Here is a 19,944-nt window from a genome sequence, read left to right as displayed (position 1 = left end):
TATGCGGTATTAGCAGTCGTTTCCAACTGTTATCCCCCTGTGTAAGGCAGGTTACCCACGCGTTACTCACCCGTCCGCCACTAAGTTAAAAGCTTCCATCCGAAAACTTCCACTCTTAACTCCGTTCGACTTGCATGTGTTAAGCACGCCGCCAGCGTTCATCCTGAGCCAGGATCAAACTCTCAAATTAAAGTTTAATCATTTCAGAATTAACATTGGCTATTTAGAAGCTTTGGTTTATAACATAAACCAAACTTTAAACAATCGTTAATTTCCGTTAGTCTGTGATGCAAATCACACACTATTTTACTGTTTTTTTAGGTCGTATCATTTCTGATACTGTTCTTTTCAAAATCCAAAGCCGAGGCTTTCTATTTTGAATGAAATTTTAAAGAAAATTTCAGGGTTGTTTCACTGTTCAGTTATCAAGGTTCTTTTTTCTGTTTTGCTAGGTTTTATCCGCGTTTCCTCTTCTGTAAGGCAGCGGTGTTTTGCACCAGCTCGACTATCTTATCATACTTACCAGAGGTTGTCAACCACTTTTTTTATTTACTTTTCAGAGGTTATTTTCATGGGTAAAACCGACGGAGAAGGAGGGATTTGAACCCTCGCGCCGCTATTAACGACCTACTCCCTTTCCAGGGGAGCCCCTTCAGCCGCTTGGGTACTTCTCCATAATGGCTGATTGTGTAAATCTACATATTATTACTCCAATAAAAGTTCCTTTATGCTATTATAATAGGAAATCTTATCAACGGAGAAGGTGGGATTCGAACCCACGGTCCCTTTCGGAATCACCGGTTTTCAAGACCGGCTCCTTAAACCACTCGGACACCTCTCCGAACATTGCTTGAACAGTATAGCAAAACTTGTGAAGCATGTCAAGCACTTTTCACCGTATTTTTCGTTTTTTTGTACCTTTTGTTTCAATTTTTCTAAAATTTATATTTAATTCTCAGTTCCCACTGTACAAGAGGGCCTCTCCCATTATCATATCCTCTGGCGTTGTTATTTTTATATTGCTATAACTGCCCATTATCATTTTAACCGGATATTTTAATGTATATTCAATCACCATAGTATCGTCTGTTACAGGAACTTTCTTATCATGCTCCTCTTTCTGCAAATGTGATAAAAGCATCTCATAAGCACGGACAATTAATGGGACAGAAAACGCCTGAGGCGTCTGTATTGCCCAAACCATACTGCGGTCCGGTGTTTCAATAATTGTTCCTGTTGTGTCAACAATTTTAATTGTATCTTTAACTGGAACACCTACTGCACAGGCAGGATATTCTCTTAAAGAGATTATTACACGCTCAATCATTTCAACTGTTATAAAGGGCCTTGCCCCATCGTGTATCAAAACAAAATCAGTGTCAGTTATACTTTTTAGCCCGTTATAAACAGAGAGATATCGTTCTTCTCCTCCCGGTACCAAGTGCACTGGTTTTTTAACCGGATATTGCTTTAAGATATTATCTTTCAGATATTCCATATCACTCTCATTCACTACTAAAATTATTTCATCTACACTGCTTTCATCAAATGCCGCCAGAGAATAGCTTAAAACAGGCTTATCTCCAAGAACCATATATTGCTTGGGAATGTCAGACTGCATTCTTTTGCCGCTTCCCCCTGCTAATAGGATGGCGCTTATTTTCTCTTGACGCATTTCAACCTCCTTTTTATTCCTCACCGCTGGCCGATTTTCAAATTCGGTACAGCATTCAAGTCCAGCCCATGCCTTGTTCCATTTATGAATTCGTAATAAGCCGCTGCTCCTATCATTGCTGCATTATCCGTACAAAATATAGGAGAAGGATAATAAAGTGTTATTCCTCTCTTAGCACACTCTGCTCCCATTGCTTCTCTTAAGGCAGAATTTGCAGCAACGCCTCCTGCCATAGCAACCTTAGATAGCTTCAAGTCTTTTGCCGCAGTCATGGTCTTGGTCACAAGGGCATCTACAACGGCTTCCTGAAAAGAAGCTGCAATATCAGCCCGGTTTATTTCTTCTTTCTTCATTTCGCAGGAATTCAGATGATTTAACACAGCAGATTTTACTCCGCTGAAACTAAAGTCATAGGGAGAATCCGCTATATTCGCTCTTGGAAAGCTTATGGCATACTTATTTCCTTCCCTTGCAAGCTTGTCTACCTTCGGTCCTCCCGGATATCCGAGTCCTATGGCTCTTGCTACCTTGTCAAAGGCCTCGCCGGCTGCATCATCATGAGTCCTTCCGATAATCTCATATTTTCCATAATCTTTTACAATAACCAGATGAGTATGCCCCCCTGATACAATCAAACATAAAAAGGGAGGCTCCAAGTCCTTATGCTCTATGAAATTGGCAGAGATATGCCCTTCTATATGATGCACTCCTACCAAAGGCTTTTTGGCCGCATAGCTGATAGCCTTTGCCTCTGCCACTCCCACTAACAAGGCCCCTACAAGGCCCGGCCCATAGGTCACGCCAATGGCATCGATTTCTTCCAAAGTGACATCTGCTTCTTTTAATGCCTCTTTAATTACTTGATTTATTTTTTCTATGTGTTTTCTGGACGCTATCTCCGGTACAACCCCCCCGTAGAGGGTATGAAGTGCTATCTGGGACGATATCACGTTGGAAAGTACAATCCTGCCGTTTTTCACAACAGCTGCCGCCGTTTCGTCACAAGAAGATTCTATCGCCAGAATCAGTATATCCTTATCCATTTTCTTAATAATTGCTTTTAATGCAATCCCTTTCTATTTCATTCTTACTTTATTCATTTGGGTCAAATTCCAGTGTAACACTTTTCTTATCCGTACCGGCTTTGGCATTCGCAAAGATTGCGCGAGTGTCTGCCATATATTCCTCAGGTCTTATTAAGGAAGGGCTGTAATGAGTAAGCCACATTTCCTTTACCTCTGCTGCCTTTGCCAGCCTTGCCGCATCATAAAAGGTCATATGCTTATGCTCTGCTGCCTTTTCATCCTTATCCTTTTCTCCGTACATGCCCTCACAAATGAATAAGTCTGCGTCCTTTGCATGATCACTAATGGAGGAAATCGGTCTTGTATCCGTACAATAGGTAAGCTTAATTCCTTTTCTTCCCGGTCCTAAAACCAGCTCTGGTGTAAATACCCTTCCATCGGCTTCTATTGTCTCACCTTTTTGAAGCCTGTTCCAATATTTTTGAGGTACCTCGTTTTCCATGGCCTTCTCAGTGTAAAACCTTCCGCCGCGTTCTATCAGGATATTATACCCATAGCAAAGTACATTATGATTTACTTTAAATGCCTGTATTACGTACCCATTTATCCGGAATTCTTCTTCTGCCCCGTTGATCTCTATGAAGTTTATATCAAAAGGCAGTTCCGGAGCGATGACACGCAGGGCACTTACTACCCTTTCTAAGCCTTTTGGTCCTATCATGGTTACAGGTGACCTACGGTCGGCATTCCCCATGGTCAGCAATAAGCCCGGCAGACCACTGATATGATCTCCATGGTAATGAGTAAAGCATATCACATCAATGGGGTGAAAGCTCCAGCCCTTTTCTTTGATTGCAATTTGGGTTCCTTCCCCACAGTCTATTAAAAGACTGGAACCGTTGTATCTGGTCATTAATGCCGTCAGCCATCTGTTTGGCAGGGGCATCATTCCACTGGTTCCAAGTAAACAAACATCTAACATGTATTTTCCTCACTTTACTGCACAGCTTTCCTGCAATTATTTTTCTTTATCGCCTTTATAGTACAATACAGCGTTTTCTAAATAGTACCACAACCTTTTTCAGTTATCAAGCCCCGCACAGATTACCTGTCACGCCAAACATATAAAGGGTTACAGCGTACCAGTACCCTGCCCCTATGATGCCAGTGCAGTTTATCTTTGCTGGGCAAATGACACACGTATAAAAATAAGCAGGCAATCCTTTTTCTCTCGGATTGCCTGCTTATTTTTCTTATAATGCTTCTCTTTTATGAATCTTTTGAATGGGTATTTTAAAGGAGGAGATAAGCTGATCATAGCAATCTTCACAGATATTGAATTTGTGAACCTCCAAGTCGTATTTTGAAAAATATCCCCACTCTTTTGCCGCTTCAAATACGTCTTCTTTCATAATACCATGTTCAACTGTAATTTTTCTTCCACAGACGTTACAGTAAATATCATGCCTGATGATTGGTGCTTTCCTGATTTTATCCATAACTTTCCTCCCGCCAACTTGTCCGCCTTCTTGTTCTTATTATAACTTGAAATCCAGAAAATTTACAGTGGGAATTACAACCACATAATCAGTGCATCCTCTATAGGCGCTTCGTAATAATTCTTTCTTACTGCCGTATCGACAAAACCCAGCTTGTGATAGAGATGAATCGCAGACTGGTTGCTTTGGCGTACTTCCAGAGTAAAGGCTGTAATGCCATTCTCCTCTGCCTGCCTTATCAACTCCCTTAGAATGGCTTCTCCTACCCCCTGGTTTCGAAATCTTTTATCAACGGCAACATTAGTTATCTCTCCTTCTCCGACGATTCCCCACAGACCGCAGTAACCAAGGATAGTTCCTTCTTCTTCTGCTACCAGATAAAGGTTTTGCGGATTTTTTAAGGAGCTAAGGAAAGATTCTTTGCTCCAGGGTCTTGTAAAGGAACTGCTCTCAATTGAATATACCTGCTCCATATCCTCTTCCATCATCTGCCGTATTATCATTTTAGCTCCTTTTGTGAATATCAAATCTTTGATTTGATATTCCTGAATACGTAGTTGAAAAATTTATTTTTCAACCTAACTCCTATCATGAAAGGGACCTAAGAATAACATTCCAACATTGCCGGGTTGCTTTTCTTAGGTCGTATTTTGCTGTTACATAGTGTGAATTATTGAAAAGTAGTTTCCTGCTTTTCAGCTCTTTCCCTTTCTGCCTGGGACATTCTTAAATATACGGGTTCAAAGCTGTCACCGTCTTCTGTAATACCTGCCTTGTAGTATTCTATCCCTAAAGCTCCAAGAGATGCCCCCCTCTGTTTGGAAAGATGTATGGGTGCTACAGAGTAGGAAACCTTGAGTAAGGGAGCAAACTTACAAAGCTGCGCCTCTACTCCGTCCCCTAAGAAAATGACTTCTCTGTTATATTCATTTATCGTTTCTGCCAGTTCTTCTATTTCCGCTGCATATTGGGGAAGAAGTACCTTAAATTTCCCTTCCTTCCATTCATAAAGCCCTGTATATACCTGGTTTCTTCTGGCATCCATCATGGGACAGATTAGTTTATCCGTTCCATATAAATTATATGCCAGGGAATCTACCGTAGGGACATTTATAATGGGGATATTTAGAACCAGAGCCAGACCTTTGGCAGTTGAGGCACCAATTCGAAGTCCTGTAAAGGAGCCGGGGCCCCCTGCAACTGCAATTGCATCCAATTCTTTTATATCCATATCAAGTATCTTAAAAACTTCATCTACCATCGGCAGAAGGGTTTGAGAATGGGTTTTCTTATTGTTGACAGTAAATTCACCCAGTACTTTATCCTCTGTTACCACAGCCACAGAAGCAACAAGTCCGGAACTGTCCAATGCTAATATCTTCATGTATCCTCTTTTCTGAATATTTCTCAATCTAGCAGACTGCTGTTTGTTACTGTGATTTTACGGTAATCAAAGCCTTTTTCAGGATTCTTTTCTATGGTTACCAGGACATAGGTTTCAGGAAGCAGCTCTTTTATTAATTCTGCCCATTCTACAAGACATACACCCTCTCCATAGAAATAATCCTCGTATCCAATCTCCTCCATCTCTTCGATATCTTCAATGCGGTATACATCAAAATGGTACAGGGGAAGTCTGCCTTCCTCATATTCGGAGACTATCGTAAAAGTTGGGCTGTTTACCGGCTCAGTTATTCCAAGCCCTCTGGCAAAACCCTGGGTAAAGACCGTCTTTCCGGTTCCAAGATCTCCCGACAGACAGTATACTTCTCCCCGTTTTGCCTGTTCTCCCAAGTTTTTTCCAAGTTCAAAGGTTTCTTCCCTGTTGTTGGTTTCTATTATCATTTCTTCTCACAGTCCTCTGTTATTCCTTAAGTTAGTGTGAAAAATGAAAAACATTTTTCACTTTCTATTTAGGCAGTATCGCAGGCAAGCCTGCGATATGCATGGGGATTATGGGACAATTATAGCAGATTGTGCGAAAATTAAAAAGACCTATTTACTCATGTATTACCTTTTTCAGCATTTCATAGGTCAGGTGCCCCACTATGCCAAGAAAAATACCTTTTACCAGGTTGAAGGGGGTGATTCCAATAAGGATTAAGGTAAACATATTCTTGACTCCCGGTACCATGGAGGCTGCTGCAACGATATTATCAATACCGCCATACATCTTTGCATACATAGGTACGGTTACAAAGTAATTCATTAAAAAGCCTATAACCATCATGGAAAGGGTAGCCACGCTAAACGCCAGAACGGATTTGTATTTTCCTTTCAGCTTACGGAATAAAAGGCTTGCAGGTACTACGTAGGCAACGCTTACAACAAAATTGGCAAGCTCTCCGATTCCAAAGGTTTTTGTGGCTGTAATTGCCTTTATGAGGTTCTTAATAAACTCTATTACGATCCCTGCTGCCGGTCCGAACCAGAAAGCGCCTAAAATTGCCGGAATATCGCTGAATTCAAGTCTTAAAAAGCCGATATACGGAGGGGATTCCAGCAGCATTAGTACATAGGACAAGGCTGATAAAAGACTTACCGTAACCATTGCCCTCGTAGTAAAAACCGACCTTCTTACATAGTTTCCATTCATTGTGTTGTTTTCTGATGCCTTCATAATATTCTCTCCTTTTTTTGAGGAAATTCCTGGTGTTATGTGTGGAAAACACTTCTGTTAACTGTTATTCTCACCCTGACCAAGGGAATTTATGAATGACAAAAACAAAAGCCCCGAACATTAGTTCGAGGCTTGTTAAGTACATTCATTGCTGCAAATTCTGCAATCAGTTTCTTCTCACATCCAGACTTTACTGTCGGTTTTGGAATTGCACCAAATCAGCTGATACCGGTAAGTTGTTGTTTAACTTATAATCCTGTATCAGGTCGCGGACTATACCGCCGGTCGGGAATTTAACCCTGCCCCGAAGAATTTCCTTATTTTTTTGTGTCTTTATATTAGTACCGTTTTTGCTTTTTGTCAATAGCAAAATTTTCATTTTGTTTATTTCGGATGATTCTGCAAATACATGTGAAAATACAAATACCCGCCAGAGCACCAATTGTATCTATTCCCACATCAGTTACCATGCCTGAACGTCCGGGAATAAAAAGCTGGTGTATCTCATCACTGGAAGCATAGAGAATGCAAAGACATAAGCTTATTAAGTACAGTTTTTTTCCTTTCAGATAATGGCTAAGGGTAAGTGCCAGGGCAATTGTTATGCCAAGCAGTGCATATTCCGATAAATGTCCCAGCTTTCTTACAGGGGTGTGTATACTCTCTATGATATGCTCTTCTTGTGCCACTGTTACTTTTAAATCAGCCATGTTAATAACTGATTCCACCACTGATTTTGTCAGAGATCCGCTTAAACCGGAAGACTCGCTGCCATTTTCAGAGGAAAAGGAAAAAATCATTAACATAACCAGAATTGCCGGTATCCAGGCTAACCACCGTTTTTTATTCACAATTTATGCCCCGCTTATAACGTTTTACCCCATATTAAACCATTTCAGCCATATAGTCAACAGGGGGACTTCCTTAACCCTGTATGTTTCTATCGGGATATATCTGCTCCTTAAGGGCCTTGATGTTTTTATCAAAATCCAGCGTGATGACATCCATTCCCCTTATACGCATAAATTCATAGGAATTATCCACCGGTATATGGCATTGTCTGATATCATAGCCTGCATACTTTGGCAGGGAAAGTATCATGGAAAATATTTCACCCTCTGTAAGGTTTGTTGTAACCTGCGGCAGCACCTTATTTAACAGACTATTTAACTGAATCAGGTTTAGCTTCTTAATTTTCTGAAAGGCTTCATTTAATACTCGCCTCTGCCTTGCCGTCCTCTCAAAATCCGTTCCGATATAGCGGTTTCTGGCATAGGCAAGGGCCTGCTTTCCGTTTAATTTGAGTTCCCCGGGCTCTGTCAGATAATCACTTTTCTCCTGTTCTCCTCTTAGTTTATTCAGTTCTGCAATATAATCATTTATTACGGATATTTCCTCCCCGGTAACCTCTACCGTCACTCCTCCCACAGCATCTATGATATCCATGAACACATAGAAATCCACGGAGGCATACCGGTCCACGCTGACTTTAAAGTTCTGTTCTATAGTATCCATTAACAGCGCAGGCCCCCCATAGGCACAGGCGGCATTTAAGCGGTTATTGTTCTTACCCGGTATCTGAAGATAAATATCTCTTAACAGCGAGGTTGCTGCTATGCTCTTGTCCTTCTTGTTTATGGATACCAGTATCATGGCATCGGAACGGGAGTTCTCTCCCTTTACCCTGTTATCCGTTCCGATTAAGAGTATGTTAAATACATTTTTATCAGATAAAACAGGTGTACTCTTATCCACCATGTTTTTTCGGATTGCTTCTTGTGCAGAGGCAATCTGCTTAGCCGATGAATCGGCAGATGAACCTGCTAAGGAATCCTCTTTCTTCCCGTTATCTTCCTTCGGTATATCCGTTACTGCATTTTCTTCTTTTACCACATCTTTTGAAAGTGCAGGCGTTTTGTTTAATTTACTGATATAGCTGTGTGCTAAAAGGAAGATGCACAATGCGGCAAAAACAAAGACGGCAAGTATTATTCCTATTATTTTTGTATATCTTTTTCCTTTTCGACCGGATATTTTCTCCATTATCCACCTCAACTTTACATGGCTGCAGCCCATTGCTGTATTTTTTGTATATTTAACTCTTTTTTTGTCTTACTGGAAAGATTGTCCATTTTACTCCTGTGGTTTATAATGTATGTAAATATTTAGGAATCACTCGGTTGAAAAATAAATTTTTCAACTACGAATTAACAAATATCCAATCAAAGATTGGATATTCACGAAAGGGGTTAATATGAACGAACATTCCCATATTTTTATAAAACTTTTATCCGCGGCCATCTCTGTGAAAGCCCCTGACTTCCTTACTTTCTGCCCTGATTGGAATCTAATTTATGAGGAGGCAAAAGCCCACCAGGTTCATACATTATTATTTCCCCTGTTAGAAGAGCTGCCAAAACACGTAAGACCCTCGCCTTCTCTTTTGGAGTCCTGGAAATATGATACCTTAAGGGAAGCAGCGCTCCAGCTCCTTCATATAGAGCAGATGGAAAAGGTTCTTCTTCTCCTTCATGAGGCCAGTATTCCTGTAATCGCATTAAAAGGCCTGATGTTACGGAACTATTATCCCAATCCCGAGCTTCGCACCATGGGAGATGCCGATATTCTGATACATAAGGAGGATTTTAAGAAGGCTCATAAGGTTCTGGTTTTTCTGGGCTATAAAAGGGGAAAATCCGCCGAGCGTCATACCACTTATTCCTTAACCGGATATCCTGATATAGAGCTTCATGAAATCCTTACGGACAATACGGACATGGAAAACCTGAATCATTTTACCTTTCAGGTATGGAAAAATGCGGTTCCCGGATTGGTAGGCCACGCACCTGTCCTTTGCCTGTCCATAAAGGATCAGCTTATGCATCAGCTTTTTCATATTATTCATCACGTCCTCTTAAGCGGTGTCGGCATCAGGCAGCTGTGCGACCTTACCCTTTTTGCGGCTTATCATTCCGAGGAAATAATCTGGGAAAACATTCTTTACGAACTGGAGCCTTATGGCTACGATAAATTCACTCTTGTGCTTCTCTCTATTTGCCGGGAACTGTTTGGCCTTTCCGTACCGGAGGATATTTTAACAGAGGAAGATGTTGAATTCTGTGCTTACAAAGCGCTTTTTACAGAGGACATTATTAATTCCGGCGTATATGGCAAACGCACAAAAGAGCGTGAAGCCTCACGGCACATTCTTTGGCACGCCAGAACAGCAGAAGCAGTAACAGCTCCCTCTCCCCCAAAGCTTTCCGTACTCCTTAATCTTTGCTGCTTTTTCTTTCCCTCCCCCGGTAAGCTTAACTGCCAATACCGGTATGCAAAAAAATTCCCGGTGCTGCTTCCTCTTGCCTGGATACACAGGGCTTTTTATAACATAAGACAGCTCTCCCTGCTTTCCTTTTTCTATAACAAAGAGGCAGCAGCGGCGTATGCAGAGAGGGCGGCGCTTCTTTCCTGGCTTAAGCTTCGTTAACACTGTAAAAGCAGGAAAATCCGATGCTTTCATTTAATTCTGCTAAAATCTTAACCGGCTCTCTCTCTTTCAGGGTCCCATTCTCCAGCCTGAATACTCTGTTGCAGTACTTAAGGGCAGAGAGCCTGTGGGTTATGATAATACAGGTTCTTTCTCCTTCCTGGCTGCTGATGTTTTGCAGTATCACTTTTTCAGTATTCATATCCAGGGCAGAAGTTGCTTCATCCAGTATAAGCAGGGGGGCCTTTTTTAACAGCGCTCTTGCTATTGCAATTCTTTGCGCCTGTCCCTCTGAGAGACCGATTCCATATTCCCCGATTACGGTTGTAAGCCCTTCCTTCAGCGCATTTACAAAATCCCATGCGCATGCGTCCTTTAATGCTTCTATTTTCTCCTCTGTTTTCGTTTCTGCGCCGCCAATATTTAAATTTTCTTCTATGGTACCGGAAAACAGCGTATTTCCCTGGGGCACATAGGATATTAAGTCCCTTACTGAAAACTGGTCCATGTTATAGATAGTATTTTCATTTTTTACAAGCATACAGCCTTTTTCTGGTCTTAGCAGCTGCATTATAAGGTTGATAAGGGTTGTCTTTCCCTGCCCTGAAGCCCCTATCAGACCTACGATCTCACCTTTCTTTATAGACGCTGATACTCCCTTTAACAGCGGCCTGTCTTTATCATAGGAGAAGTGGAGGTTATCCAGAACGATCTCATCAAACTCCTTAACACCTAGTTTGTTTTCCGTATCTTCTGTCTGTATCCTTTCTATTTCCATCAGGCGTTTAGCGGAACCGGCTGCCGAAAGAAAGGAAGTAAATAATACTGCCATGTCCACAAAGGGCATCAGCACTTGTCCGATCAGCTGGACATATGCCGTCAGGGTGCCAACGGTAAGAGTTTTATCAAATATATGCGACATCCCCCAGACAAACACCACAAGAAAGCTTAAGCCCACTCCCATCATTGCAGCGGTATTGATTAAGGTTGTGGAAAAGTTGCGCTTTACGGAAAGCCTCTTCTTCTCGCTCTGCATCTGCCTTAATTTCTCTATGCTGTCTCCTTCCCTGCAAAATGTCTTTATAATAAGCATGTGGGACAAGCATTCCTGAAGATATGCCCGGTAGCGTCCCTCTGCCTCCTGGGTGCTTTCGTGAAAGGACATATATCGTGAACCCACAAGCCCGCCAAAAATCAGAGAACAGGGACCAAGGAATAAGGTTATCAATGCCGTTTCTTTATTAAGGTACAAGAGGGCAAGAAAGGCTGCTATCAGTCCTGTAAACAGGGTCGTCCCCTTTGGGATACCGTCTATCACTCCATTTACAGTAACCTGGGTATCCCCTACTACCCGCATCTGGATGTCTCCGGTATGATATTTTGTATATTCCCTCCATCCGGCCTTTGTCAGATGACGGTACATTTTTTCCTTTAAACTCCCTGACATATTTTCAGTGGTACGCACCGACAAATCAGCAGATATCCACTTGATTATTATTTGTACAAGAACAGTGAGGCAGAATATGCTTCCGGTTTTTATTAATATCTCCTGATTTCTTTCCAGGGCCGAGTCAATAAGGTCCTTTGATATGTACGCCATGTAAACCCTTGCAAAGGACAGAATTCCTCCCATCAGAATAAGGAGTATTAAATTTTTTATATATGGCTTTGTTTTAGCCCCCATCCATTTTAGTATTTGTATTTTTTGTTTCATTGTAACCTCCATGCATATCACAGATTGCGAAGTCTGCGGTAGCTTTTCATTATAATTCCCCGAAAGGGAAGCACAAGCGTCCACAGCAATGACAGCTTTCTGATTAACAGGCTGTCCCCTGCTATTTTCTTATCTCCCCGGAATATCACCTCTGCCTTTGCAAGTATCTGATTGCCGTATATCGGTCCCTCCATCCGTCTCTGCGCATCTCCCAGTATATAGACAGACTTTTTTAGCTTTAACAGCACCCTGTGTAATACATAGCCGCCCTCTTTTCTTTGCACCAATATGATATCTCCGGCTTTTATCCTGTCAAAGGAGGTCTTATAAAGCTCCACACAGTCCTTTTTATCACGCAAAAAGGGATACATACTGTTTCCTGTTACTGTAATACGTACCCCTTTGCCTTCTTTTAGCAGATTATTTATGGCAGGCATCATGCTGACCGCTTTTACTTTCTTTATTTCAGACATTGGTACAACAACTCCACTGCTTCCCTGTCAGGCCTGCATTTTAAATAAAATACCGGCGTGACAGTTACTATCATTTCAAGATTTTTAAGAGCCCTATCCATACTCTCTCCGCTGTTATAGGGCAGAAAGCTTCTTGGCATCAGCTTATTTACGGCCTCTTCCCTGCTAAGCCGAACGATTGTATTCTGCTTACTCTGTTCCAGAAGCACAATAGCGGACAGAGGGGCTGACTTATTCCTGCCTTTCCCTCTTGCGCCATTCCACAGGGTACCATACACATAAGGCCGGCTGTCAATTACGCGTATGGCCGGCCTGTCATCATTAATCATTTCCGCCTTTTTATATTTTTTCCACAGCTTCGACTGGGTGGTCTTTCCCATCCCGGAGGGACCGGAAAATACAATCCCTTTCTCTTCCCACTGTATGGCGGACCCATGGATAACCAGGCCGTCATAATATAATATCCGGTTTCTGAAGGCTATCTCACCTAAAGAGCATAGAAAGGAGTTAATGGGTCTGGCCTCCTTTATGCCGCAGGAAACTATGACCTCCTTCCAGCCTGCATCCGCTGACGCCTTATATACCACCTCCCCTAAATCCCGGTCGATGATATAAAGTGCCGAATCGGACCATTTTATGGTGTCATCAAAGGAAACTGACGTTTCAGGAAGCTCCAGGTTTCTCTCCCTTTTATAGGATACTTTCATTCCGTCTGCTTTTTCGTCTGCTTCAAAGACTCTGAACTTCCTTTTCCTGCCCTTTGTAGTGTCTGCTTCAAGGGTAATGGGAATACCTGCTATCTTTAATGTATTTATCATTTTTCAGTCCTTTTCTTAGCTGCAGCCATGTGCCTGTGAAGTGCTCTTGGCGCATTTTTTAAGTCCGCAGAAAACCAGACTTAATAAATTCAACCAAATATTATAGTTTATATAACCGCCATGACAGGTGGCTAAGCGCTCCTCTGCTCTTAGTTCTACGATTTCAATTGCTGGCTTCACATAATCCTTCATAGATATCCTCCTTTTTATTATAAAGCTTTATGGTTTCCCTTGTCAGTTCACACAGGTACAAGGCCGGTTCGTTAAAGCTCCCTGTTTCATTTAGCAGTCTTCCCGGACAGGAATTACAGTTTTCCTTTAGAGCACATTTATTGCAGGTCCTGCAGGTTGGCACTTCACTGCATTTTGCCGCCAGATCTCTCCAGGCGCCGGAAAAGCTCTGCTTTAACGGATAAGAGCCTGGAGTATTTAGTATGGGGCAGGGTATCATCCTGCCGTCCCAGGTAACAAAGAAAGAATTTTTTCCGCTGTTGCAGGGAAAGGCACCGCCGTTCTCATAGGCGCGGAAACATTCCCTTGCTTTGTTAAAGAGCTCCTTATCCTGATACAAATCTTCCAGCTTAAATTCCGGCTCCTCCCTGTTATAATAAGCATCCATCTTCTTTAGAAGCTGTGCCTGCTCAGCCGGTGATAATCTTCCGGTATCCTTCTTTCTGCTTTCTCTTCCCGGAGATATATAATCCGTAATATTTAGCTTTAAATCAAATTCTTCTGCTATTTCTATCATGCTGTCAATATCTGCTATATTTTCCTTAATGACAGTTGTTCTTATCTGAACATTGATTCCTGCTGCCTTAAGAAGCCTGATTCCCCCCATGGTCTTATAAAACCCGTCCGCATTTCCGCACACTCTTTTGTAAGTGTCCGCGGAAGCCCCGTAAAGGGAAATATCAATCTGGGCGGGCGGAATTTTGTTTAACCACTTCATTACTTTCTCCGTTATGAGGGAGCCGTTACTATACAGGCTTACGATAAATCCCATACGGGCAATTTCCTCATAAATTTCCCGAAAGTCCTCTCTGTAAAAAACTTCTCCGCCGGTTAGAAGCAGAAAAAGTGTCCCGGCATCAAAAGCCTCCTTCGCAAGATGTATCCATTCCCTGGCACTAAGTTCCTTCTCTTTTAAAGCACGATGGCTCAAACCGGAACAGGCATAGCACATACGGCAGCCAAAATTGCACCGGGTCGTCAGTTCCATTTGCCCTATAAACGGCAATTGCAGGCTATACGAGTTCATTGTCAGCTGTGCACTTAATTGCCCCCAGTTCATTGCCATCCTCCATCAATCCTCTCTCTGTGATTTTATTTATGAAAGCCTCTATGTCTTCCCGCGCCTTTTCCTCTTCTACCAGATAATTACCGCAAAGAAGTCCTACCAACTCATTGATTGATTCTACCCCCTTCTCTAACCTTGACCAAAGCAGCGCACCGCTCTCATTAAGGCTCATAAGTCCGTTAAAATCAATTACTCTCTGTCCGATAGGCACTACGACAAAAGAGCCTGCTATTTCACGAAGTAAGAATCCTTCCTTAATCTTCATGTCTAATCCTCCTTCTTTTTTGTCTATTAACCACCATTGCAGGCAATACCGCCAGAACGGAAAGTTGTAACAGTTTTTCAATTTCCTCCGGCTTTCTTATCCTGCTGCCGCGGATATACTTTATGGAAATAACAATAAGGCTTATTATTCCGCCAAGTATAAATCCCCTTAAAAAACTTTCTGCATCCCTTTTAGGAAGGGGAACCTCTGCACCGGCATCTTCTACAACCTTTAATCCGAAGATACCCCCGTATTCCATTTCTGTTACCCTGACAAAAGCCTGAATCAAGGCTCTCGTTCTCTTGGGACTATAATCGCTTATCTCTATTTCCATTACTCTGGTTTCCTTAAGAACAGTCAAATAGACTTCCTTTTCAAGCTCTTCCGCTGTCATATCAACCCCTGCTTCATAAATAACCATTTCAAGAAAAGGCTGGCTTTTTACTAATATCATATAGTCATTGCTAACCTGCATTCCTACCTGGAATTTGGCCTTAGCATAATAATAATCCGGTAAAAGGAAATGATTGATACCGCAGATTAATGTTCCGGTAAATGTGGCAATAAGCAGAATCCTTATTATTTTTTTCTTAAGATGCCTGTATAGCTCTATAAAATTTTCTTTTATGCTGCCGTTTATTTTATTCATAAGATACCCCATGCATATCGCAAGCTCGCCAGTAGATTGCTTGCAATCTACACGATACTGCCCAAATAGAAAGTGAAATGTTTTTTATTTCACACTGCTCCTCATGCCTTTCCCAAAAACTGCAAACTTTGGGCCACAGGCACAAAGTTACGTTTGAAAAATCTTGATTTTTCAAACTACTCCTCGTATAAGCCTTGCTAATTGCTTTCCTATCACATAACCAACATAACAGCCAAGAACGTTTAAAATAACATCATCGGTCTGGAGGTACCCTCTTTTTGTTATATACTGAACCAGCTCAATCAGGATACTGGCTATAAAAGCTCCCGCCATACACCGCGACGGGTTTCTGGAAAAAAAAGGTAACATGCAGCCGAGCATGCCAAAGGGCAGGAACAATAAGATATTTTCCGCCGCATAAATATTACCTGCTATTTGGGGTGAAATGGTTGCAAAGGGCATTAAATCTACACCTGTTCTGGAGCCGGAAGGCCTTGATAATATTGTGAGATATATCACAAAAGCAAGGTATAGAAATGATATGTAAAGGATAAGCTGGTTTTTTCCAAGAAATATCCGGTAATCCTTCTTTCTTTTCCTGTAAAGGAGCAGGTAGGTTACGTCAAAGGTTACAAGAGCCAGAGACCCCAAAAATACAGAGGATGGCAGGTAGGAGCTTACCGCTGTGTGAAAGTCCGTATAAATGAGCAGAAACAGCCGGTTAAATATACCGGTCGCGAAGTAACTTATCTGCATTATGCATTGATAGCTCTTTTGCATATTTTTCACCGTATTTTCTGGCTGTTGCCGTCAGGCATTTTGCTATATCCGGAGGTCTGGACAATACATTATGGCTGTCTGTGGCTATAAAATGCAAAAGTCCTTTTTGCAACAGTCTCTTTGTAAGTTTTTTTGATTCCCTTCCGGCTCCTCCGGTAATACTCATAGCATTGGATTGGAGATATGCTCCCATCGAAATTAACTCCTCAAACATCTCTACTTCTCCCCGCAGCCTGTGATAGCGTTCAACATGGGCGATAACAGGCTTATAGCCTCCCATAATAAGACTTTGGATACCGCCCTTTATATAGCGGTACTCACAAAATGGCTGGAATTCAACTAAAATATAGCTTGTGCCGGCCAGTGTCGGAATTTCTTTTTTGCAAAGCCCATAAACAGTATCCTGGCTGTAGTTTATCTCACTTCCAAGGTATAGCTTTAATTCAGGAATTTCTTTTTCTGCCCTTTCTTTCAATTCCAAAAAGGCAGATTCTAATTTCCGGTATCTGTCCTCATCTCTCCGGTAGGATACATGAGGTGTTGCTATGATAGAACGGATTCCTTCCCTGTATGCTGCAGCCAGCATAAGAAGAGCCTCCTCCATATTACGGGCACCGTCATCCACCCCAGGAATAATATGACTGTGTATATCTATGTATCCTTCCATCGGCTCCTCCTGTATATCCATATTGACAGAAACCGTCGGCTGTCAGGGTGTTACTTTCAGAATAAGGGAAGCTTCCTCTGACTGATTGCCGTCACTGTCCTTTGTAGCAAGGAGCAGTACATAAGTCCCCTGTTTTTTTATATCGTAATCCCCTGTCACCATTATGTTCTTAAGCAGTGTTCCAATAGAATCCTTATCGTCCTTTATATCTTTTATATATTCTTCGGGATGAAATTCTCCCCTAACCTTTATCTCTGCTTCCTTTTCCGTAAGAACGATAACAGGTGCGCTGCCGGTTATTTTCTCTGCCTCTGCTTTTTCTGCTGCCTGGGGCTTTCCCTCATAGGGTACAATAACGTCCAATTCTCCGACATTGTTACTGGAATCCTTTGCAAAATACGTTACCTTGGCCGCTGTTTTATCAGCCATTGTTACAACATCTCCAACAATAACTGCAGAGGTAATGTCACCATCCACATCATCTTCAGCTTTGACACCGGATAATAAGAGATTAAGGTCTTCCCCCTCTCTATAAATTAAATTCTTATTATCCTGCATTATCACAGGTACCGTCCTATCCTCTCCCATAACAATGTATATCAGGGCAGAAAAGAGCAAAGCTGTTACTACTCCTGCCAGTATCATAAACTTTTTCATAATTACACCCTCTGAATTTTCTTTTACATTTCTCCTGACCGGTCTTCAACACTATAGCAATCGGTCTGCTACACGTCTGCAGAAGCATATGCGCTTCCGTAATACTGTTTGTAGCGCCTGCCATAGTATCTTTTCTGGTGCTTTTCATCCACCTTGTTCAGTACAGCTCCCAGGACACGGCAATTACTCTTCTCCAGCTGTTTGATTATTTTTTGTACGAATTTATAGCTGTTGGCATCCGCCTGTATTACAATAACTGCACCATCACAGTTTTCCGCCACATTTGCACTGTCTATGACAAGCCCTAAAGGCGGCGTATCTATAATGATGTAATCATAAACTTTCCTTTGATCTTCAAGTAAAGCCCTGAAATATTTATTGCTTAATAAGTCCGAGGGATTCGGGGGCATGGGGCCGCTGAAAATAATGTCAAGTCCGGCTGTATTGGTTGCATAGATAACTTCTTCGGGTTTGCTCATACCCGACAGATACTGGGATAGGCCCGTAATGGACTGATTGACCTTTAACCTCTTTACCAGTACGGATTTCCTTAAATCCGCATCGATAAAGAGTATTTTCTTTCCCGTTTCCGCAAGGGATGCTGCCAGGCGCAAAGCTACGGTAGACTTTCCCTCTCCCGGTGTGCAGCTTGTTACACATATAATTTGTGTATCCCTGCCGCAAAACTGGATGTTGGTTCTTAAGGTGTTATACGCTTCATAGCTCCTAAAATCCAGGCTTGCCGTTAATTCTATATTAACCGACTGCATTGTTAAGCCCTCCTTTGTAACCTTTCTTATATGCTTTTTTTAATTCTGCCCGGACTCTTCTTGTATTTAAGATATCTTCCTCCAGGGGAATTTCCGCCAGAGGAATGATGCCCAGATACTTCTCAATATCCTCATTGTTTTTTATACGGTCATTGCCAAGATAGATTATTATAATTGCCGCTATGGATATCCCAATCCCCAAAACACCGCCAAGCAGTATATTCTTTGCAAATTTATTTTCGGTCGGTAAGGTTGGTATCCGTCCTCTTTCTACTACACTTACTTTTTCAATATCCATTACGCTTATCATCTGCTCTGCAGAAACGTCTGCAATCTCATCCGCAAGCCTCTTTGCCATAAAGGGGTCCTTATCCTTTACGGTTATCTCCAATATTCTTGTTTCCTCCGGTATATTAACGGAAATTTCCCCGGCCAGTTCTTCCTGGCTCATCTTAACGTTCAGGTTATGTAATACCTGCTCTAAAATCGGTCTGCTGGTTACTAATATTTCAAAATCTTTAATCAAGAGGCTTCCCGCTGACAAATCCGTACTGGTTATGGTCTTATCCGGGTCCTGCCTGTTAATTACATAAAGCTTTGTTATGGAGGAGTATACCGGTACTTCAGTTAACTTTGTTACAATACCGCCAAGAAGTGCGCAGATAAGCGCGGCATAGAACAGCACCCAAATCTTATCAAGCAGCACATAAAATATTTCCTTTAAATTAATTTCAATCTCTTCTGTTTTTTCCAGCTCCATTATAACCTCTCTTTTCTTCTCTTTCTTCCTCCTGCTAAGTTACACATAGGGGAATGTTTTTCTTTCTATTTTCCGGTTCAATAACAGCTTGTTTGTATTCTCCAATAATGTTCTTTTTACCTCTTCCCCATATCCTCTGCTTATAAAAGCAAGCCCTTTTCTCACATGGAGGGACTGGGTATAGTCCGAGCGGGAACCTGTCCCTATAAAATGTACCATTCCATAGGCCATTAAGCGCCTTGCAAACCTTACGCGGGGATCGAGGGAATTTCCTGTCAGGCTCCTAATGTTCATCTGCATATAAACTCCCAGATTAATAAGCCTGGCAATGTCCTCATAATTCTCATAAAAGCAACGGTAGCCTTCTACGTGGGAAAGCACAGGATAGTATCCCTGAACCAGCAGGCTGTGAAGCCCTGCCCTCATAAGCGCATACTCTTCATCCTCCGGAAATTTGACCAGGCAGTAGCGGGTGTTGGCCAATGTACGCGCCTTCCCCTTTCTTAGGTGTTCTGCAATGTCCTGGCTGTAATACAATTCATTTCCAAGCTCTATCTGAAATTCTGTATCTATCTCTTTCGCCGCTCTTCGCACTTGTTCAAGCTTATCCTCCAGTTCAAGCTTTCCTGTGTTAACACAGCCGGCTCCATAATGGGGTGTAGCTATTATATAAGTAATACCCTCCTCATAGGCTATTTTAAGCATTCTTTTTGTCTGGTCCATACTTACGGAACCATTATCTACTGCCGGAAGTATATGACAGTGGATGTCAATAAGCCGCTCCACGC

At 42.0% G+C, this 19,944-nt stretch carries 24 protein-coding genes, 2 tRNA genes, 1 rRNA gene and 1 riboswitch; of the genes, 1 reads left to right on the top strand and 26 read right to left on the bottom strand.

The genetic code is table 11. From position 1 onward, the window contains the following. The 13 genes from BUF11_RS12015 to BUF11_RS11955 form a co-directional block, all read right to left on the bottom strand. Positions 1-190: ribosomal RNA gene (locus tag BUF11_RS12015) — 16S ribosomal RNA — on the bottom strand; the annotation flags it as partial. A 395-nt stretch (positions 191-585) separates the two neighbouring features. Then, positions 586-674: transfer RNA gene (locus BUF11_RS12010), tRNA-Ser, on the bottom strand. 81 nt (positions 675-755) lie between these two features. Further along, positions 756-841 (bottom strand) — tRNA-Ser (locus BUF11_RS12005). 114 nt (positions 842-955) lie between these two features. Next, positions 956-1,675, bottom strand: a complete 720-nt coding sequence (gene ispD, locus BUF11_RS12000) for a 2-C-methyl-D-erythritol 4-phosphate cytidylyltransferase (protein ID WP_073589079.1) — start codon at positions 1,673-1,675, stop codon at positions 956-958. Between the two features lie 20 nt (positions 1,676-1,695). Beyond that, a complete protein-coding gene (gene tsaD / locus BUF11_RS11995) occupies positions 1,696-2,718 on the bottom strand; it encodes a tRNA (adenosine(37)-N6)-threonylcarbamoyltransferase complex transferase subunit TsaD (protein WP_073589078.1) in 1,023 nt (340 codons plus the stop codon). Positions 2,719-2,767: 49 nt separating this feature from the next. Continuing rightward, positions 2,768-3,682, bottom strand: a complete 915-nt coding sequence (locus tag BUF11_RS11990) for a ribonuclease Z (protein ID WP_073589077.1) — start codon at positions 3,680-3,682, stop codon at positions 2,768-2,770. Between the two features lie 271 nt (positions 3,683-3,953). Next, a complete protein-coding gene (locus tag BUF11_RS11985) occupies positions 3,954-4,199 on the bottom strand; it encodes a hypothetical protein (RefSeq protein ID WP_073589076.1) in 246 nt (81 codons plus the stop codon). Between the two features lie 74 nt (positions 4,200-4,273). Beyond that, a complete protein-coding gene (rimI, locus tag BUF11_RS11980; RefSeq protein WP_073589075.1) occupies positions 4,274-4,702 on the bottom strand; it encodes a ribosomal protein S18-alanine N-acetyltransferase in 429 nt (142 codons plus the stop codon). A 167-nt stretch (positions 4,703-4,869) separates the two neighbouring features. After that, on the bottom strand, positions 4,870-5,583 hold the full coding sequence (tsaB, locus tag BUF11_RS11975; RefSeq protein ID WP_073589074.1) for a tRNA (adenosine(37)-N6)-threonylcarbamoyltransferase complex dimerization subunit type 1 TsaB: 714 nt from the start codon (positions 5,581-5,583) through the stop codon (positions 4,870-4,872). A 23-nt stretch (positions 5,584-5,606) separates the two neighbouring features. After that, positions 5,607-6,044, bottom strand: coding sequence for a tRNA (adenosine(37)-N6)-threonylcarbamoyltransferase complex ATPase subunit type 1 TsaE (gene tsaE, locus BUF11_RS11970; RefSeq protein ID WP_073589073.1), 438 nt, complete (start codon positions 6,042-6,044; stop codon positions 5,607-5,609). Positions 6,045-6,198: 154 nt separating this feature from the next. Continuing rightward, positions 6,199-6,819 (bottom strand): ECF transporter S component, encoded by a 621-nt coding sequence (locus BUF11_RS11965; protein ID WP_084558622.1) that lies wholly within the window; start codon positions 6,817-6,819, stop codon positions 6,199-6,201. 167 nt (positions 6,820-6,986) lie between these two features. Then, a riboswitch (FMN riboswitch) is annotated at positions 6,987-7,135 on the bottom strand. A gap of 22 nt (positions 7,136-7,157) precedes the next feature. Next, positions 7,158-7,670, bottom strand: coding sequence for a VanZ family protein (locus tag BUF11_RS11960; RefSeq protein WP_084558621.1), 513 nt, complete (start codon positions 7,668-7,670; stop codon positions 7,158-7,160). Positions 7,671-7,743: 73 nt separating this feature from the next. After that, a complete protein-coding gene (locus tag BUF11_RS11955; RefSeq protein ID WP_073589072.1) occupies positions 7,744-8,862 on the bottom strand; it encodes an LCP family protein in 1,119 nt (372 codons plus the stop codon). A gap of 211 nt (positions 8,863-9,073) precedes the next feature. Between BUF11_RS11955 and BUF11_RS11950 the strand changes: the two genes are divergently transcribed. Further along, complete coding sequence (locus BUF11_RS11950; protein WP_073589071.1) at positions 9,074-10,306, top strand: nucleotidyltransferase domain-containing protein; 1,233 nt, start codon at positions 9,074-9,076, stop codon at positions 10,304-10,306. On the opposite strand, the gene BUF11_RS11945 is transcribed toward BUF11_RS11950, so the two are convergent. The 13 genes from BUF11_RS11945 to BUF11_RS11890 all read right to left on the bottom strand — a co-directional run bounded on the left by BUF11_RS11945 (position 10,293) and on the right by BUF11_RS11890 (position 19,942). Next, positions 10,293-12,020, bottom strand: coding sequence for an ABC transporter ATP-binding protein (locus tag BUF11_RS11945; protein WP_073589070.1), 1,728 nt, complete (start codon positions 12,018-12,020; stop codon positions 10,293-10,295). The two genes, BUF11_RS11950 and BUF11_RS11945, sit on opposite strands and share 14 nt — an antisense overlap. A gap of 17 nt (positions 12,021-12,037) precedes the next feature. Beyond that, entirely contained in the window at positions 12,038-12,493 is a 456-nt protein-coding gene (locus tag BUF11_RS11940; protein WP_073589069.1) for a S26 family signal peptidase, read from the bottom strand. Further along, positions 12,481-13,311, bottom strand: a complete 831-nt coding sequence (locus tag BUF11_RS11935) for a phosphoenolpyruvate carboxykinase (ATP) (RefSeq protein WP_073589068.1) — start codon at positions 13,309-13,311, stop codon at positions 12,481-12,483. Before BUF11_RS11935 ends, BUF11_RS11940 begins: the two co-directional genes overlap by 13 nt. Before the next feature lie 15 nt (positions 13,312-13,326). After that, positions 13,327-13,503, bottom strand: a complete 177-nt coding sequence (locus BUF11_RS24350) for a hypothetical protein (protein WP_175562051.1) — start codon at positions 13,501-13,503, stop codon at positions 13,327-13,329. Next, on the bottom strand, positions 13,475-14,602 hold the full coding sequence (locus BUF11_RS11930) for a radical SAM protein (protein WP_175562050.1): 1,128 nt from the start codon (positions 14,600-14,602) through the stop codon (positions 13,475-13,477). Before BUF11_RS11930 ends, BUF11_RS24350 begins: the two co-directional genes overlap by 29 nt. Continuing rightward, positions 14,556-14,873: a PqqD family protein gene (locus BUF11_RS11925; RefSeq protein ID WP_073589066.1), complete on the bottom strand. Its 318-nt coding sequence runs from the start codon at positions 14,871-14,873 to the stop codon at positions 14,556-14,558. The genes BUF11_RS11930 and BUF11_RS11925 overlap by 47 nt, the downstream gene beginning before the upstream one ends. Continuing rightward, the gene (locus BUF11_RS11920; RefSeq protein ID WP_073589065.1) at positions 14,863-15,522 is read right to left on the bottom strand and encodes a YveK family protein; all 660 of its coding nucleotides are present in this window, start codon (positions 15,520-15,522) and stop codon (positions 14,863-14,865) included. The genes BUF11_RS11925 and BUF11_RS11920 overlap by 11 nt, the downstream gene beginning before the upstream one ends. 171 nt (positions 15,523-15,693) lie before the next feature. Then, complete coding sequence (locus BUF11_RS11915) at positions 15,694-16,278, bottom strand: VanZ family protein (protein WP_073589064.1); 585 nt, start codon at positions 16,276-16,278, stop codon at positions 15,694-15,696. Then, positions 16,244-16,969, bottom strand: a complete 726-nt coding sequence (locus tag BUF11_RS11910) for a CpsB/CapC family capsule biosynthesis tyrosine phosphatase (RefSeq protein WP_073589063.1) — start codon at positions 16,967-16,969, stop codon at positions 16,244-16,246. The genes BUF11_RS11915 and BUF11_RS11910 overlap by 35 nt, the downstream gene beginning before the upstream one ends. 42 nt (positions 16,970-17,011) lie before the next feature. Continuing rightward, complete coding sequence (locus BUF11_RS11905; protein WP_073589062.1) at positions 17,012-17,626, bottom strand: hypothetical protein; 615 nt, start codon at positions 17,624-17,626, stop codon at positions 17,012-17,014. A 68-nt stretch (positions 17,627-17,694) separates the two neighbouring features. Beyond that, positions 17,695-18,396, bottom strand: a complete 702-nt coding sequence (locus tag BUF11_RS11900) for a CpsD/CapB family tyrosine-protein kinase (protein ID WP_073589061.1) — start codon at positions 18,394-18,396, stop codon at positions 17,695-17,697. Continuing rightward, the gene (locus BUF11_RS11895; protein ID WP_073589060.1) at positions 18,383-19,156 is read right to left on the bottom strand and encodes a YveK family protein; all 774 of its coding nucleotides are present in this window, start codon (positions 19,154-19,156) and stop codon (positions 18,383-18,385) included. Before BUF11_RS11895 ends, BUF11_RS11900 begins: the two co-directional genes overlap by 14 nt. A gap of 39 nt (positions 19,157-19,195) precedes the next feature. Then, positions 19,196-19,942: a CpsB/CapC family capsule biosynthesis tyrosine phosphatase gene (locus tag BUF11_RS11890; RefSeq protein ID WP_073589059.1), complete on the bottom strand. Its 747-nt coding sequence runs from the start codon at positions 19,940-19,942 to the stop codon at positions 19,196-19,198. Positions 19,943-19,944: the final 2 nt, after the last annotated feature.

This window comes from Anaerocolumna xylanovorans DSM 12503 (assembly GCF_900143645.1).
Lineage (GTDB): Bacteria > Bacillota > Clostridia > Lachnospirales > Lachnospiraceae > Anaerocolumna > Anaerocolumna xylanovorans.
The sequence above is the reverse complement of the archived record's forward strand: the minus strand, read 5'-3'. Positions and strand labels throughout refer to the sequence as shown.

What these genes read in the sequence shown, in the direction of transcription:
- BUF11_RS11915 (WP_073589064.1), bottom strand. Translation starts at nt 16,278, where the DNA reads ATGCAGATAAGTTACTTCGCGACCGGTATATTTAACCGGCTGTTTCTG.
- BUF11_RS24350 (WP_175562051.1), bottom strand. Translation starts at nt 13,503, where the DNA reads ATGAAGGATTATGTGAAGCCAGCAATTGAAATCGTAGAACTAAGAGCA.
- BUF11_RS11955 (WP_073589072.1), bottom strand. Translation starts at nt 8,862, where the DNA reads ATGGAGAAAATATCCGGTCGAAAAGGAAAAAGATATACAAAAATAATA.
- tsaE (WP_073589073.1), bottom strand. Translation starts at nt 6,044, where the DNA reads ATGATAATAGAAACCAACAACAGGGAAGAAACCTTTGAACTTGGAAAA.
- BUF11_RS11920 (WP_073589065.1), bottom strand. Translation starts at nt 15,522, where the DNA reads ATGAATAAAATAAACGGCAGCATAAAAGAAAATTTTATAGAGCTATAC.
- BUF11_RS11910 (WP_073589063.1), bottom strand. Translation starts at nt 16,969, where the DNA reads ATGGAAGGATACATAGATATACACAGTCATATTATTCCTGGGGTGGAT.
- BUF11_RS11945 (WP_073589070.1), bottom strand. Translation starts at nt 12,020, where the DNA reads ATGAAACAAAAAATACAAATACTAAAATGGATGGGGGCTAAAACAAAG.
- BUF11_RS11925 (WP_073589066.1), bottom strand. Translation starts at nt 14,873, where the DNA reads ATGAAGATTAAGGAAGGATTCTTACTTCGTGAAATAGCAGGCTCTTTT.
- BUF11_RS11950 (WP_073589071.1), top strand. Translation starts at nt 9,074, where the DNA reads ATGAACGAACATTCCCATATTTTTATAAAACTTTTATCCGCGGCCATC.
- BUF11_RS11965 (WP_084558622.1), bottom strand. Translation starts at nt 6,819, where the DNA reads ATGAAGGCATCAGAAAACAACACAATGAATGGAAACTATGTAAGAAGG.
- BUF11_RS11990 (WP_073589077.1), bottom strand. Translation starts at nt 3,682, where the DNA reads ATGTTAGATGTTTGTTTACTTGGAACCAGTGGAATGATGCCCCTGCCA.
- tsaB (WP_073589074.1), bottom strand. Translation starts at nt 5,583, where the DNA reads ATGAAGATATTAGCATTGGACAGTTCCGGACTTGTTGCTTCTGTGGCT.
- tsaD (WP_073589078.1), bottom strand. Translation starts at nt 2,718, where the DNA reads ATGGATAAGGATATACTGATTCTGGCGATAGAATCTTCTTGTGACGAA.
- BUF11_RS11900 (WP_073589061.1), bottom strand. Translation starts at nt 18,396, where the DNA reads ATGCAGTCGGTTAATATAGAATTAACGGCAAGCCTGGATTTTAGGAGC.
- BUF11_RS11905 (WP_073589062.1), bottom strand. Translation starts at nt 17,626, where the DNA reads ATGAAAAAGTTTATGATACTGGCAGGAGTAGTAACAGCTTTGCTCTTT.
- BUF11_RS11895 (WP_073589060.1), bottom strand. Translation starts at nt 19,156, where the DNA reads ATGGAGCTGGAAAAAACAGAAGAGATTGAAATTAATTTAAAGGAAATA.
- rimI (WP_073589075.1), bottom strand. Translation starts at nt 4,702, where the DNA reads ATGATAATACGGCAGATGATGGAAGAGGATATGGAGCAGGTATATTCA.
- BUF11_RS11935 (WP_073589068.1), bottom strand. Translation starts at nt 13,311, where the DNA reads ATGATAAATACATTAAAGATAGCAGGTATTCCCATTACCCTTGAAGCA.
- BUF11_RS11940 (WP_073589069.1), bottom strand. Translation starts at nt 12,493, where the DNA reads ATGTCTGAAATAAAGAAAGTAAAAGCGGTCAGCATGATGCCTGCCATA.
- BUF11_RS11985 (WP_073589076.1), bottom strand. Translation starts at nt 4,199, where the DNA reads ATGGATAAAATCAGGAAAGCACCAATCATCAGGCATGATATTTACTGT.
- ispD (WP_073589079.1), bottom strand. Translation starts at nt 1,675, where the DNA reads ATGCGTCAAGAGAAAATAAGCGCCATCCTATTAGCAGGGGGAAGCGGC.
- BUF11_RS11930 (WP_175562050.1), bottom strand. Translation starts at nt 14,602, where the DNA reads ATGAACTGGGGGCAATTAAGTGCACAGCTGACAATGAACTCGTATAGC.